The organism is Pedobacter rhizosphaerae (genome assembly GCF_900111155.1).
Taxonomy (GTDB): Bacteria; Bacteroidota; Bacteroidia; order Sphingobacteriales; family Sphingobacteriaceae; genus Pedobacter; species Pedobacter rhizosphaerae.
The window spans coordinates 1-14569 of sequence record NZ_FOGG01000002.1 but is presented as its reverse complement, the minus strand read 5'-3'; the positions used below and the strand labels follow the sequence as shown (position 1 = coordinate 14569).

Below are 14569 nucleotides of genomic sequence, written 5' to 3'. Positions count from 1 at the left end.
TTTAAAAAGTGAAGCCGCATTTATAGAATTTGCCCTGCTTGTAGTAAATCAATCCTAACCGCGCATAATAGTCGGCTTGTTCACAACTCATGCCGGCGCTATCAAGAATTTGCTTCGCTTTATAGTAGCTTGCGTAAGCATCATCAAATCTATCCTTGTTCACCAACATATCGCCACGATGAAAGATTAATGAAATATATTGCTGACGATATTTGTTTTTAAGTTGATGATTATTGATGAGGGAAATTGCACTATCAGCATATTTCATTGCGTTAATGAGATCAGCCTCGTCGGCATTGTTATTGAAAAGCGTTTTAGTTTTTACATTGTATACCGCTAAAATATCACCATAACCCGGATTTTTTAACTTTCGATAGCTCGAATCCAAGTAGGCAAGACCTTGCAGAATTTTATTACTATCTATTAATCGCTGTGCTTGAGGTAGCACATTCTTTTGAAAATCAGGATGGTCTGTTGCCGAATAATCGCTTTGCTTGCAGGCACTGAAAATTAGAATAGCACTAATAAAGATAATGGTTAGCTTCATATCAGGGATTTAGTACTATGATTAGGATGTATTTAGCAATCCTAATATACAATATAAATACTTGCTAAAATCAGTAATGTTTGCAAATAATAAAGCCATGTTTGCCTATTTGCGTATACAATTGTGGGGGATATTGGTTTTTTTTATTTGTTTGCATAAATAATGATTAATGCTGACCTTGTTGGATTGTAAATTTTCAGCATGAGAAAGTATTTATTAATTATGGCCATGGCTAGCTTAACATTCATGGTGCATGCACAGCAGCCTATTTTTGTTCAGGATAGCTTAAAACTGATTTCTTCTCAGTTTAAGTTTACTGAAGGTGCGTCTGTTGACCGGTTGGGAAATGTATTTTTTACGGATCAACCCAATGATAAAATCTGGAAATACAGCACCGTTGGACAATTAAGTTTGTACATGGATAAATCCGGCCGTGCAAATGGAACTTATTTCGATAAAAAGGGGAACCTGATTGTTTGTGCAGATGAAAATAACCAGATTTGGTCGATTGACAGGCACAAAAAAATAAAGGTTTTATTTTCCGATTTTGAAGGGAAAAAGGTAAATGGACCAAATGATATCTGGCTTGATGCCAAAGGGGGTATTTATTTTACAGATCCCTATTATCAACGCGATTACTGGGTACGCCAATCGCCGGAAATTGAAGCACAAAGGGTTTATTATCTTCCTAAAGGAAAGAAAGAAGCTATTGTGGTGGCCAGTGATGTGTTAAAACCGAATGGTATAGTCGGAACTCCTGATGGGAAGTATCTTTACGTAGCCGACCAAAAGGGTGGGAAAACCTACCGCTACCAGATCCATGCAGATGCTTCATTAAGTGACCAAAAGTTAATTTTAAACCAGGGTTCTGATGGGATGACATTAGACCGCAATGGGAATATTTACGTTACCGGAAAAGGAGTGAACATTTATACGCCAGCCGGAGAGAAAATTGGCCATATTGATGTACCAGAGAATTGGTGCGGTAATATCTGTTTCGGAGGGAAGGATCGGGATATTTTATTTATTACTGCATCCAAGTCGCTATATAGTATAAAAACCACAGCAAAAGGAGTGGAGTGATAGCTTTCTAATGGGTTGTCTCATCAATTAATTTCTATTCAAATCTGTCGGGTTGAGCTTGTTGAAACCCGCTAGTAGCCATTAATCAGGTTGTTCGGCCACTTGACCCAATTTTCTATCGGAAACTCAGGATTGACAACTGATGTCATCGTAATACAATCTATTTTTTATGTTTTTAATTTTCAATAATTTTTGAAAATACAATAATAATATTTTATGTTTGGGTTCAAATTAACGACAATGAAAAACGAATTTCAATCTAAGCTATTTGGTTTTATCTGTTCTAACCTCATTATCCTTTGTATTATCGGTATTAACCGAATGCTCCATGTAAATGATGGGGGTGTACTTGTTTTCTCCGAATTTGTAATCCTTCCCATTTTGATGGGGATTATTAGTGCCTGGTTTTGGAGAGACCTGAATTTAACCAGTGGGCAACGTGTTGGCTACAGCATCTTAAACGGATCTTTGGCTATTTTACTTAGCTTTATTTTCTTAGGGGAGGGGATGATTTGCCTGATCATTGTATCCCCGCTCATATTTGCGTTTGTAATTACCGGTACTTTTATTGGGAAGGTGATGTTTAAAAAGAAGAACAGAACCTTAAATGTAAGCCTGATTTCGATATTAATGCTGGTTTTTATAACCGATTCTGTTTCAGAACATGACCATGAAAATATGGTTGGAGATGAAATACTGATTCATGCACCTGCTGATAAGATCTGGAAACATGTGGTTGCTTTCGATAAGATTAAAAAGGGAAATGACTATTGGTTATTTAAAATTGGCATGCCTAGTCCTATGCAAACTACCGTAACCGGCTACCAGCTAGGTGCCGGGAGAAAGTGTATTTTTAGTAATGGTTATGTGTTTGATGAAAAGATTGTGACTTTTGATGTGAACCGAAACCTGACATTTGATATCGTGCATCAACCCCTTGACCCAGAGATTATGGGGCATATTGATATCAAGAGGGGACAATTTATTTTAAAGGATAATGGAAATGGCACCACCACCTTGATTGGGAACAGTTGGTATAAGCTCCATGTGTTTCCTATCTGGTATTATGATATATGGGCTGAAAGCATTACCAGAAACGTACATTTAAGGGTAATGGAGCATATCAAAGAACTCAGTGAACAATAGTGTATTCCACTTTACCGTAAAATGGCTGGGTGGCTTAAAAGCAGTGCCTTTGCTTGGGCAGGTGTTTGATAGCTGCCTTAAGATTTACGTAAGTGTACTTAAGCCTGAGCTTTTAGATTGGATAGATGAGATAGAGCGTGAAGTATGCAGTTGGGAAGATACCACTGTTGGTTTACATCGATACGGGGGAACCCAATTCAATTACAGGCAAAAGGAGATTGGTCATATTCACAGCAATGGAATTTTGGATGTGCGTTTGAACCGAAAAACCAAACAACTTTTAATTCAGGAAAACAAGGTTAAAGCGCATCATGTTTTTAAGCGTTCAGGTTGGATAAGTTTATATATAGTGAATAAGAAAGATATTGAAACTGCGCTAACCATTTTAAGGCTGTCGTATAAAAGAGTATCAAATGGATGAGATGTGTGTATTATTAATATGTATTAGCGCAATTTTTATCTGTAATGAATAGAACATTGTTTTTCATTTTTTTGCTGTTCAGTTTATTCAAACCCCTGAAATATTAAAATCGTTATCTAATTTTGGGTTCCTACATATAGGGATAGACAACTAAAAAAGCCCTCTCAGGATTGAAGGGCTTTTTTAATTTTTTTGATTGCTTAAATGATGTGGTTATCCTTTTCGGGCCATATCAATCATCATTGAGATTTCGTCTACAGCAGCTTCATTGCTACCCTCAAATCCCATTAAACTGAACCTGACATTTCCTTGTGGATCGATCACAAACTTCGCCGGAATACCTTTTACCTTGTAATCTGATACTACTTTATTGATTTTGGTTTCCGGATCTTTATTGTCCATCAGCACCTCGAAAGTATATTTCTGAGATTTAATGTAATCGCTGGCATCCTGTGTAGGGCTGGCTGTTTTTTCCCAGGTATGGATAAACAAAAACTGTACGTTTGCATCGTCTTTGTATTTGTTAACGGCCATTTGCATGGCAGGGAAAGATGCTTTACATGGCCCGCACCAGGTAGCCCAGAAATCCAATATGACAACCTTCCCCTTATAATCGCTTAAGGAAACCTTTTTGCCATTGATATCCGTAAGGGTAAAGTTGGCAGCAGGAGTTTTGGTGATCTCTTTATTTAACTTCTGTTGGAGGTTAGCTAAAATGCCTTTTCTGATTTCTGCAGTATATTGATCGAAACCTGCTTCACTTCCCTTTACCTTGATGTAAACTTGTTTAAAAGCTGCGCTCATCTCGTCGTTGGCTTTGCCAGATTTTACCGCCTCTTCTAACTTGGTGTAAGCTTCCTGGTTTCTATTTAGGGCCATCAGGATTTTGGCGTATTGAAAATTAGATCTTGGCGATGCCGTTGCAGGGTTTTTGGCCGCTAATTCGGCATATTTTAAAGCTTCATTGTAATTCTTCTGCTCAAAAAGTAATCCTGCATAGGTCATGGTTAATCCAGGATATCCGGAAGCTGCAAATTTTGAGGAGTTTTCGCTAGGTAGTTTGCCATCATAATAGGTTTTTGCACTTTCCATAGCCTTTTTATAATAAACAGTTGCATTTTTCAAATCGCCATTTTTGCGAAATGTTTCTGCTATTCCTCCGAAACCATTGCCTTTCCAAAAATCTACCTGTAGCTTTTCGATATACTCAATAGCTTTAGCCGTATTTTTCTCAGACGCGTAGGCTTGGGCAATAGCACTTACCACATAATCATAAACAATATTTTCTTCACCAGAGCCTTTAGCCGGAAACTTTTTAATCCATGCCTGATAGGCTTTTTCTTTGTCGGCTCCAGTTTTCTCATCGTAAATGTTTTGCGCTGCTTTACCACGTGCCCTTGATCCTGTAGGGAATTTTTGTACTTCAACTTCCAGAAGGGAGTCTACAGCCTTTTGGTTTTTGATGCGGAAATAATAATTGATTGCTAAATCCACATCTTTTTCACTATTAGATACTGCCAGTGCTTTTAATTTGTTATTAAGCAAGGCTTTATCTTCTGTGGTTTTAGAATTAACCAGTTTTTCTAAAAATAACCGGGTACTGTCTACAGGTTTAGTTTGTGCATACAGGTTTCCTGTGATTAAAAGCACGCCTAAAGCTGAAACACCAGCCCATTTTTGTAATGTTTTCATCGGATTAATCTCTAAAAATTTCAGTTAGTTTCTTGTCTAATTCTTCGCCTCTCAGGTCTTTTGCGACCACCTTACCGTTTTTATCCAGTAAGAAACTGGCAGGAACAGATTTTACGCCATAAGCGGCTGCGGCAGTGTTAGACCAGCCTTTAAGGTCTGAAACATGTTTCCAGGTTAATCCATCGTCTTGAATAGCTTTTAACCAGTTTTCTTTTTTATTATCTAAAGAAACGCCTAAAATTTCAAATCCTTTATCATGAAATTTCTTGTAGGCAGCTACCACATTGGGATTTTCCTTGCGGCAGGGACCACACCAGCTTGCCCAAAAATCTACCAGTACATATTTGCCCCTTAACTCAGATAGTTTTAAAGGTTTGCCCGCTACATCATTCATGGTGAAATCTGGTGCTAATTTTCCGGGAGCCGTTCGGTTGGTAAGCGCTAAACTGGCTTTAATGGCTTTGCCATAAAATGAATTTTTAACCTCAGGACTGAACATTGCGTACATTTCGGCTGCTTGCTGCGGGTAAGGATAATCTATAAACCTGTCTTTAACCAATGCAGCAACTGCTACTTTGTTTGGATGCGCCCCAACATAAGCTTTAATGGAATCATAATTCATTACATCAAGGGCCTTAAATTCATCGTCAAATGGCTTACGGTGAGCAGCATCCAGTTTAATTTTGCCTTTTTGACTGGCACTATCTAAACGGCGATAAATATTCCCTGCTTTTGCGGTAATGGTTTTCCATGGACCATTGTAAAAGCCATAGTATACATCTGTTTCTGGTGAACCAGTTATCTTTGCATTAAACAATGAGTCTTTTTGTCCAGAAATGGTAATGGGTTTGTTTTCCAATAACAAAGCCTTTTGATATTGTACTCCCTTAATTTTCAAGGTGTACATTTGTACTTCTTTTACTGTTCCACTGAAGCTAAACTGACCATTTTTGATGGTAGTAGAATCTTTAATTTCCTTTTCGGCTTCGGTATGACTCAGGTAAATGATCTGATTATCGGCACCATTTATAGTTCCTTTAATCTGATATCCTTGCTGCATTTGAAAGGCGGATATCCCAATAATAAATGGAATAGCAGCTAATGCTGTAATTTTTGTTTTCATGGGTGGTGGTTATTTAAGGTAAAGGCTGTATCATCAATTAAATTTAGCTCTACGAGTTGATTCATTTATGATACAGCCTCTTTAATTATTATTGAGGATAACCCGGATTTTGAGTTAAAGATGGATTAGCCAAAGTTTGTGATTGTGGGATCGGGAAAAGTACAGCTGTTGATTTCCAGGTTGTTGGGCGTAAGGCTCCAAGTACTGCATCAGCACGATTGGTTCTTTTCAAATCTAACCAGCGATGTCCCCATTCACCAAAAAGTTCTAATTTTCGATCCAGTTCAATAGCACTTAATGTCTGTGCCTGGGTTAGTGTTGCACTTATGCCTCCTAAACCAGCACGGGTTCTAACTGCATCCAGATCTGTTTTAGCTCCAGATAAATTATTTAATTGTGCTCGGGCTTCGGCACGGATTAGGTATTGCTCAGCTACTCTTAAGGCTACATTATATTCATTTCCCGTACCTGAGGCTACTTTGTATTTGGTGATGGCATTGTAGGTTCTTCCTGAAATGGTTTTGGGTGCAACCCAATTACTGCGGCGAAGATCGTTGGCAGCAAAACTTTGGTAAGTTGCATCGGTTAGGGTAGAGGTTGGTACAACTGTAGCAGCTGTGATGTATATACTACCAAAAACCGAGGCTCCTGTAATATTGGCAATTTGCCAGATAACTTCGTTGCTGGTATTAATAAAAGAAGCATCAGGAGAAGGGAGACTATAAGTTCCAGAACCGATTACCAACGTAGCCTGAGCTTCGGCATTTGCATAATCTTTAAGGTAAAGGTACACGCGGGCTAATAAAGCATTTGCAGCATACTTATTTACTCTACCACGTAAAGTACCTTCGTAGGTTGCTGAAAGTTTACTTTGTGCATCAGTTAAATCATCTATAATTTGGGCATATACAGCGCTTGTTGATGATCTTGGAAGCAATGCATTTTCAAATACGAAATTATCGTCTTTTAATACAAGGGGAACATCGCCAAAATAATTGGTTAAATAGAAATAGGCATATGCCCTGATAAACTTGGCTTCTCCCAAAAGTTGATTTTTTCGGGCTGGCGTAAGTGTATTTGAGGCGTTTAAACCGCTAATTGCATTATTAGTATGTTTAATTAAGGCATAACTGAGTTGCCAGATATTAGCTGCATAGCCGTTAGTATTGGTAAGGGCATTATTGGCAAACTCCTGGTATAGGGGATCTGTTCCATTGTATTGGATATCATCAGCAGAAACACCCGCATAAAAGTTGGTGTGCGTGATATATCCATTGGTAGCAGCAGCAGCATTACTATAAATACCTAAGATGACACTTTGTGCTGAAGCATCAGTTTTAAATGCGTCTTCATAGAGCACCTGAGTAGGGGGGGCACCTAAATCGACGAATTTTTTGCAAGACGAAGCAAGCGTAACGGCTGCAATGACTAATGCTTTGTATAATATATATTGAGTTCTATTTTTCATGATTTTTGTATTAAAATGAGCAATTGATACCGAAAACAATGGTTCTTAAAGGAGGTATTACCTGACTTAAGGTTCCTGTTCCCAAGCCCGGAGGACCTCCTTGGATGGTGGTCTCTGTATCCAATATGTATTTATTCTTAGCCCATGTGTATAAATTCTGACCTTGTACATAAACGCTACAGTTAGACATTTTAATTTTTCTCGCGAAACTAGCAGGTAGAGTATAGCTTAGATTAACGGATCTTAGTTTTATATAAGAAGCGTCTCCATATGCTGCATCCGATGAAGTATAGTTGTTGTATGAAGTGTAAATTGGTGAACCAGCTACTGCAGATGCTCCTGGGATATTGCCTGAAGTACTGCTAGGAGTCCATCTATCTAACCAAAAGGTATTTTGGTTTACCAATGCACCTGGTCTGGTATTTAGAATACGGGTTACGCCAAAACGATGATTGAATTGGAAGAATACACCTAACTCGAAATTTTTATAAGAAAACGTGTTGTTAAAACCTCCAAAAAATGGCGTTCCCAAGTCGGCAATATAGCGGTCGTTGGTGGTGATTGATCCATTACCATCACGATCTTCGAAAGTGGCTTGACCATTGGTTGGATTTACTCCTGTATAGTGGTATAAACGTACCAGGTTTAATGGTTGTCCAACTACATAAGTATTGGCATAGAATGTTTGCTCGATACCTGGAAACTCCAAAAGTTTATTTTGAATGAAAGTGAAGTTTACGTTTGTTTTCCAACTAAAATCTTTACTGTTGATATTGGTTGTATTTAACTCCAGTTCGTAGCCTCTGTTTTGAATTAGCGCAGGAAGATTTTCGGTATAGCTATTATATCCACTTTGTGTCGCTATCCCAGCATTTGAGATCTGATCTGTAGAGCGATTTCTAAAGTAGTTTGCCGTAAATGAGATGCGATCCTGAAGGAAACCTAAATCAATTGCAAATTCCAATTTCTTGGTTGTTTCCCACTGGATATTTTGGTTAGGCAGAGTTACAATGTTGGTTGCCGAACCATTTTGATAGGCAGTTACCGGAGTATATAAATTAAGGTATATAAAATTAGGAATTTGATCATTTCCGGTTGTTCCGTAACTACCACGAAGTTTACCAAAACTTAAGAAGGGTAGACTACTTTTTACAAAATCTTCTTTAGAGAATACCCAGCCTGCCCCAATTGCACCGAAGGTTCCAAACTTGTTATTTGTACCAAATCTGGAAGATCCATCACGTCTGAAGGTAGCATTGAACAAGTATTTCTCCTGCCAATCATAATTTAACTTTCCAAAAATAGCATTGTACTTGTAGGTAAGGAGCGTGTTGTAACTTACTGTTGTATTTCCTGCACCAATTAATGAACCTAGTAAATCTTCATTACCATAATTATTACCTGTTATATATAAGGCATTATTGGTGTTTTGTTGTAAACTTCCCCCGAAAACGGCTGTCAGTTTACCTTGTCCAATGGTTTTAATATAATCTATTGTTGGTTCCACAATCCAGTTTTGAGCTTTAGTATTGGTAAATACCGAAGAGCTTGTTGGATTGTTAGCCGGGTTTTGCAAGGATGCCGGGTTTGGTGAGTTTTGGTCCAATAGTGTATTGGTATAGCCTAAATTTACTTTTGCGGTAAGACCATTAATAATTTTGTAACTGATATTAGAGTTGGTTATTAAGCTTGAGGTAACACCTTTATATTTTCTTGCTAATAATGCTAAAGGGTTGCTTAGTCCTGAACCAGCTAACCAATAATACTTTCCATTTGCATCATACAGTGGATAGTTTGGTGGCAGGTTGTATAAAGATGAAACATCAGAAGTTGGAATACTGGTGTTGTCATTGGTATAACTAACTGAAAAAGAGATGTTCAGTTTTTTGTCAAAAGCTGAGTGATCGAGGTTTAATCTTGATGAGAAACGACGATCTTTAAAATCACCTAAAAACACAGTGCTTTCGCGGCGATATGCTGAGTTGAAGAAAAACCTGGTTTGTTCGTTTCCACCATTTAGAGAGACCTGTGCATCGGTGATATGACCTTTATTACCAATCAATAATTTTTGCCAGTCTGTCCCGTTATTTTGATCCCATAAGGTCAAATCAGGTGCATTAGCGGTAGTAGGGGTAACGCCATCGTTCTTGAAGGCTTCCCTTCTCATGGTAAGGTATTCCTGCAAATCCATCATAGGAATCAATCGGCCAATCTCCGTGTAACCTGTGTTGAAATTAACTCCTATTTTAGTTGCTCCAGATTTACCCTTTTTTGTGGTGATTAACACCACTCCATTTGCGCCTCTTGAACCATAAATTGCTGTTGCATCGGCATCTTTTAAAACATCTATTCGCTCAATATCCGAAGGATTGATCATCCCAAACGGACTGATTCCTCCGTTAGCAGCGGAAGTACCGAAGCCATTCAAGTTATCTGTTGGTGGGGCAGAACCGTTGAAATTGGTAAAAGGAACTCCGTCAATAACATACAATGGAATTGAACCCGCATTAAGTGAGCTTTGGTTTCGGATTTGCACCTGAACCGCTCCACCCGGCACACCATTGTTTTGTGCAATTAATACGCCAGACATTCTTCCTGAGAGGGCTGCCAATGGGTTTCCAACAGGTTGTTTCTCAATTTCTTTAGCGGTGATGGATGCTACCGAACCTGTATTTAATTTACGGGTTGTGGTACCATAGCCAATTACCTGGATTTCGTTTAAACTTCCTGTTTCAGGTGTTAAGGCAATTTTTAAGGAAGTACTTTTATCATTAACGGTTATCTCACGGGTTACGTAGCCAATATAGCTTAAAATCAGGGTCAAACTTTTGCCCTCCGGAATAAGCACAGAGAAATGGCCGTTTAAATCTGAAGCTGTACTGAATGTTTTATCTCCCTTAATACGAACAGTTACTCCCGGAAGAGGATTACCCGCTTCGTCGTTAACCATGCAGGTTAACCTAAGGTCTTGCACTTGTTCTGTACTTGGGGCTACCGGCATTTTAGAAATCAGGATTTTATTATCTACCTGAGTATAAGTTAATCCTGTGCCTTTTAGAATCAGATCTAATGTTTCTTTAACAGAACGCTGTGCGAAGGCAATGTTCGATGTTTTGAGGTCTTTCAATTCGTTGTTGCGATAAAGAAACCTGAACTGGCTGTTTTGTTCAATTTTCTTAATGGCGCTGGTAATGGGCTCGTTTTTCAGTTCGAGGCTAATCTGAACGCTTTGCGCAGATTGTGCCCTTAAATCAACTGCAAAAAGGCATTGAATGGTGGTAAAAGATAATATGGCTATTACTAAGCTGATACGCATAAGCTGACGAATTATAGATCGTGAGTTTGATGCAGGGAAGAGTACATAATTCTTCCTGCCCTCTGCGGTTTGTGCAGAAAAATACATAATTTTAAATGTTTTAAATGAATCTTAGAAAATTGTTAAAACGTGTAGATATAGTTAGCGCTATATCTACAATTCAACTCCTTGTTTAGCGACAGGGAGTTTTTTTATCTATCAAATTCGCAGCTGGTAATTTTTTTTCATGTTGTTTAGTTTAGTTTAGTTTGATAAATTGTTTAATTATTGTTGGTTATTATTATTCGCATCCCTCGCCTTTGATGGTTACTCCATTGGCGGTAATTTCGTACTGTGCATTATTATAGGGACAGATTACTTTCAAAATTTCTTCCATAGATTCTCCCTTTAAAAAAGTGGCTGTAAACTTGCATTTCTTAGCTTTTTCATTGCTAAAACTGATGTTGGTATTGAATCGTTTTGACAAGAGTTGAGCCGCCTCTTCCATGCTTACATCATCGAAGAAAATATCGTTTTCCTGCCATTGAACTATACTTTTGGCCACCACTTTGGTTAAACCAGATTTTTTAAAATCCTTATTGTAAACAATCTGTTGGTTAGGGGTAATGATGCCTAAAACTGATTCGCCGTTCAACACACTTACTTTTCCTCTGGTAACAGTTACTTCAATATCCTTGTCCAGATCGTAGGCTTTGATGTTAAATGCAGTTCCGAGCACAGTGGTTTTAACCTTGCCGGTATGCACAATAAATGCCTTATGATCATCATGCTTGATGTCAAAGTATCCTTCGCCCTTTAAAAAGACCTCTCTTAGCTTACCTTTAAAATCCTGATGATAAGTAATGCTACTATTGTTATTCAATATTACCGTACTACCATCGGGCAGAGTTACTTTTTTGTGTTCATTAAGGGTACGCGCTACAACCGACTCCAGGTTGTTAGACTGGGGTTTAGTTTTAGCCAGATTGCGTTGTTCGTTAGATCGGTTCATCATAAACAAGCCGGCAAAAGCCATTACTACAATGGCAGCTGCCCAGGCCCACCACATTTTAAAAGCGGAGGTTTTCTTGTACTCTTCAGAATCATCATCAGCGGCCATTACCTGCTTAAATATTTCGGCTGCTTTATCTTCTCCCAAATCAACCTCGCTCGTTTTATCCCATAAATTATCCATCATCTCTTCGAGCTGTGGAGTTTGATCGGCATGCGTTAATGTTTCTAATAATTCAGCCCTTTCTGCCGCCGAAGATTCTTTATCAATGTATTTCTGAAATAAGTAGGCAGATCTTTCTTTTTTCATGGGTATGTTTTTAAGCGCCGATAGATAGATCATGGTCAATTATCACCATGTTTTAATAAGATGACAACTGGATTTAAAAAAGGGAGTAGTGGAAAATTAAATTATTTCAAAAAAAATAATAAAAGGCCCAATGTCTTGATTTCGTGATGCTGATCCAGATAAATTCTGATTGCTTTAACAGCCTCTCTTAAATGTACCTTTACGGTAAGCGGGGAGATGTTTAGTTTTGAGGCAACATCTTTTTGTTTTAGTCCATCTACATGGCACAAACTGTAAACCAGTTTTTGTTGAGGTGGGAGCGTTTCAATTGCATCATCCAGTAGCTTTTTAGTTTCTCTATACTGGATAGAATTTTCTGTTGCAGTATCTACTTCTGTTTGGTTCTGGTGAAGAAGAGTGTAGTTTTTTTGCTGTAAAGCGATTTTTTTCAACGCATTTAAGGTATGATTTCTAACGATGACCCTTAAAAAGCCGCCAAAATTTGCTATTTCAACCAGTTCAACTCTTTTTAGCCAGAGTTTGATAAATACTTCCTGAACAATTTCTTGAGCGGCAGGTGTAGATTGAAGAATTTTAAGTGCATAACCGTACACTTTGTTCCTATAGAATTTGTAGAGAATGGCAAAGGCCTGCTCGTCTCCATTGGCAATTTTTGCCAAGACTAGCCTTTCCATCGCCATTTCCTTTTCCATGAGGCTAATATATTAAATAAACTTAAGTTTTAAAGGCTTTAGGGTAATTTTGTATACTAAATTAGTAGGATAAATTTTGTTCATGCTAAAACCCAATCGAATCTTTAAATTAAAACATTTGCGAATGTTTTTTTATAAGGTCAAAGGTTTTTATATCTTCGTTGAGATAACTGTTGCTTTAACAGTTAATTAACCAAATATCCAAAGCCTTTTTTTGTGTTTTAGACTATACTTAAAGTCTATCGAAACCTATTAAACATCATGAGTATTAGAAAAATCATCCCATCCGGGACCCTGTTGTTGGTGCTATTATCCCATTCAGTTAGGGGCCAGAAAACCAGTTATAAATTTGATTTTGGTCCAGGTAAAGTGGCTTCAGGATTTACACAAATCTTACCAAAAGATGGGTACAGCAGAGAAAAAGGATATGGTTTTGATTTTGATTCGAAAGTTGTGGGTCAGGATAATGGCGGACAACAGGGCCTCACTACTGATGGTGTTAGCAGTAAACTACCATTTTATTTTTCTGTTGCGGTTCCGGAGGGCAATTATAAGGTTACGGTTACCTTAGGGGATGCTAAAGAAGCAACTTTGACTACAGTTAAAGCAGAGTCAAGGCGCTTAATGCTGGAGAATGTAAAAACAAAGCCGGGACAATTTATAACCAAAACGTTTATTGTAAACGTAAAAGATAGAAAAATCAATGACGGAACTGTGGTAGGATTGAAACCAAGGGAGTTAACCAAGCTTGATTGGGATGACAAACTGACTTTAGAGTTTGATCACCATACTGTTCTGAATGCGCTCGAAATTACGAAGGTAGCAGATCAGGTTACCGTTTTCCTGGCAGGGAATTCCACCGTAGTGAACCAGGATGATGAACCCTGGGCATCCTGGGGGCAGATGATTCCGCGTTTTTTTAAACCCGGAGTGGCTATCGCTAACCATGCCGAATCTGGTTTAACCCTGGGTTCATTTTTGGGAAGCAGGCGTTTGGCTAAAGTGCTTAGCGTAATGAAGCCGGGAGATTATCTCTTCATCGAATTTGGGCATAACGATCAAAAGGATAAGGGACCCGATGCAGGTGCTTTCAAATCCTATACAAACAGGTTGAAAACATACGTTTCTGAGGTGAAGAAAAAAGGTGGGATTCCGGTGATTGTTACTTCTACAAGCCGACGTTCTTTCGGTCCTGAAGGGAAGATTATTAACTCATTGGGCGATTTTCCTGAAGCAGCCAGGAAGGTAGCGGCAGAGGAAAAAGTAGCGCTTATAGATCTTAATGCCATGACAACTACCTTGTTTAATGCCTTGGGCGAAGAGAAATCACTCAAGGCCTTTGTTCATTATCCGGCGAACAGTTATCCGGGCCAGGATAAGGCTTTGGCCGATAACACCCATTTTAATCCATATGGTGCCTATGAGATTGCACAGTGTGTTATTTTGGGGATCAAAGAGCAGAAGTTGGGGATTGCCAGGTATTTGGTAAATGATTTACCAAAATTCGATCCTGCCAGGCCTGATGATCCAATGGTTTGGAAATGGCCTGAAAGTCCGAAAAGCAGTGTAGTTAAGCCTGATGGGAATTGATAGTAGTATTATGTGTTGTGGGTTGAAAATGAATAAGTTATCTGGCTGGTGGGGATACCAGCCAGTAGATAGACCTTATCTGTAATCCGTCTTGCTGAACTTGTTTCAGCATCTTTAAGATAAGGCCCTGAAACGAGTTCAGGGTGACGAGTGTGTTAGAGGGATCCGTTTATAATTCCCTTATCCGTAAT

11 protein-coding genes are annotated in these 14569 nt (G+C 38.5%); 4 read left to right on the top strand and 7 right to left on the bottom strand.

The features are described from left to right. Position 1: 1 nt before the first annotated feature. Positions 2-547 (bottom strand): hypothetical protein, encoded by a 546-nt coding sequence (locus BMX11_RS01640; RefSeq protein ID WP_090880401.1) that lies wholly within the window; start codon positions 545-547, stop codon positions 2-4. A gap of 201 nt (positions 548-748) precedes the next feature. Here BMX11_RS01640 and BMX11_RS01635 point away from each other — a divergent pair, with 201 nt between their 5' ends. The 3 genes from BMX11_RS01635 (at position 749) to BMX11_RS01625 (ending at position 3197) form a co-directional block, all read left to right on the top strand. Continuing rightward, the gene (locus BMX11_RS01635; protein WP_090880398.1) at positions 749-1630 is read left to right on the top strand and encodes an SMP-30/gluconolactonase/LRE family protein; all 882 of its coding nucleotides are present in this window, start codon (positions 749-751) and stop codon (positions 1628-1630) included. A 240-nt stretch (positions 1631-1870) separates the two neighbouring features. Beyond that, on the top strand, positions 1871-2776 hold the full coding sequence (locus tag BMX11_RS01630) for an SRPBCC family protein (RefSeq protein ID WP_090880395.1): 906 nt from the start codon (positions 1871-1873) through the stop codon (positions 2774-2776). After that, positions 2766-3197 (top strand): luciferase domain-containing protein, encoded by a 432-nt coding sequence (locus BMX11_RS01625; protein WP_245738553.1) that lies wholly within the window; start codon positions 2766-2768, stop codon positions 3195-3197. The genes BMX11_RS01630 and BMX11_RS01625 overlap by 11 nt, the downstream gene beginning before the upstream one ends. A gap of 213 nt (positions 3198-3410) precedes the next feature. Here BMX11_RS01625 and BMX11_RS01620 read toward each other — a convergent pair whose 3' ends face one another. The 6 genes from BMX11_RS01620 to BMX11_RS01595 form a co-directional block, all read right to left on the bottom strand. After that, positions 3411-4889 (bottom strand): TlpA disulfide reductase family protein, encoded by a 1479-nt coding sequence (locus tag BMX11_RS01620; RefSeq protein ID WP_090880392.1) that lies wholly within the window; start codon positions 4887-4889, stop codon positions 3411-3413. Between the two features lie 4 nt (positions 4890-4893). Beyond that, complete coding sequence (locus BMX11_RS01615) at positions 4894-6012, bottom strand: AhpC/TSA family protein (protein ID WP_090880389.1); 1119 nt, start codon at positions 6010-6012, stop codon at positions 4894-4896. Between the two features lie 88 nt (positions 6013-6100). Next, positions 6101-7480: a RagB/SusD family nutrient uptake outer membrane protein gene (locus BMX11_RS01610; protein ID WP_090880387.1), complete on the bottom strand. Its 1380-nt coding sequence runs from the start codon at positions 7478-7480 to the stop codon at positions 6101-6103. A 10-nt stretch (positions 7481-7490) separates the two neighbouring features. Continuing rightward, complete coding sequence (locus BMX11_RS01605) at positions 7491-10883, bottom strand: TonB-dependent receptor (RefSeq protein ID WP_090880384.1); 3393 nt, start codon at positions 10881-10883, stop codon at positions 7491-7493. A 193-nt stretch (positions 10884-11076) separates the two neighbouring features. After that, the gene (locus BMX11_RS01600; protein WP_175474444.1) at positions 11077-12096 is read right to left on the bottom strand and encodes a FecR family protein; all 1020 of its coding nucleotides are present in this window, start codon (positions 12094-12096) and stop codon (positions 11077-11079) included. Positions 12097-12197: 101 nt separating this feature from the next. Then, a complete protein-coding gene (locus tag BMX11_RS01595; RefSeq protein ID WP_090880378.1) occupies positions 12198-12788 on the bottom strand; it encodes an RNA polymerase sigma factor in 591 nt (196 codons plus the stop codon). A 261-nt stretch (positions 12789-13049) separates the two neighbouring features. Between BMX11_RS01595 and BMX11_RS01590 the strand changes: the two genes are divergently transcribed. Beyond that, positions 13050-14378 (top strand): rhamnogalacturonan acetylesterase, encoded by a 1329-nt coding sequence (locus tag BMX11_RS01590; RefSeq protein WP_090880375.1) that lies wholly within the window; start codon positions 13050-13052, stop codon positions 14376-14378. Positions 14379-14569: the final 191 nt, after the last annotated feature.

Bases quoted from the DNA above. Each gene is read 5' to 3' on its own strand.
- BMX11_RS01635 (WP_090880398.1), top strand. From the start codon at position 749: ATGAGAAAGTATTTATTAATTATGGCCATGGCTAGCTTAACATTCATG.
- BMX11_RS01595 (WP_090880378.1), bottom strand. From the start codon at position 12,788: ATGGAAAAGGAAATGGCGATGGAAAGGCTAGTCTTGGCAAAAATTGCC.
- BMX11_RS01605 (WP_090880384.1), bottom strand. From the start codon at position 10,883: ATGTATTTTTCTGCACAAACCGCAGAGGGCAGGAAGAATTATGTACTC.
- BMX11_RS01610 (WP_090880387.1), bottom strand. From the start codon at position 7,480: ATGAAAAATAGAACTCAATATATATTATACAAAGCATTAGTCATTGCA.
- BMX11_RS01600 (WP_175474444.1), bottom strand. From the start codon at position 12,096: ATGAAAAAAGAAAGATCTGCCTACTTATTTCAGAAATACATTGATAAA.
- BMX11_RS01615 (WP_090880389.1), bottom strand. From the start codon at position 6,012: ATGAAAACAAAAATTACAGCATTAGCTGCTATTCCATTTATTATTGGG.
- BMX11_RS01590 (WP_090880375.1), top strand. From the start codon at position 13,050: ATGAGTATTAGAAAAATCATCCCATCCGGGACCCTGTTGTTGGTGCTA.
- BMX11_RS01640 (WP_090880401.1), bottom strand. From the start codon at position 547: ATGAAGCTAACCATTATCTTTATTAGTGCTATTCTAATTTTCAGTGCC.
- BMX11_RS01620 (WP_090880392.1), bottom strand. From the start codon at position 4,889: ATGAAAACATTACAAAAATGGGCTGGTGTTTCAGCTTTAGGCGTGCTT.
- BMX11_RS01630 (WP_090880395.1), top strand. From the start codon at position 1,871: ATGAAAAACGAATTTCAATCTAAGCTATTTGGTTTTATCTGTTCTAAC.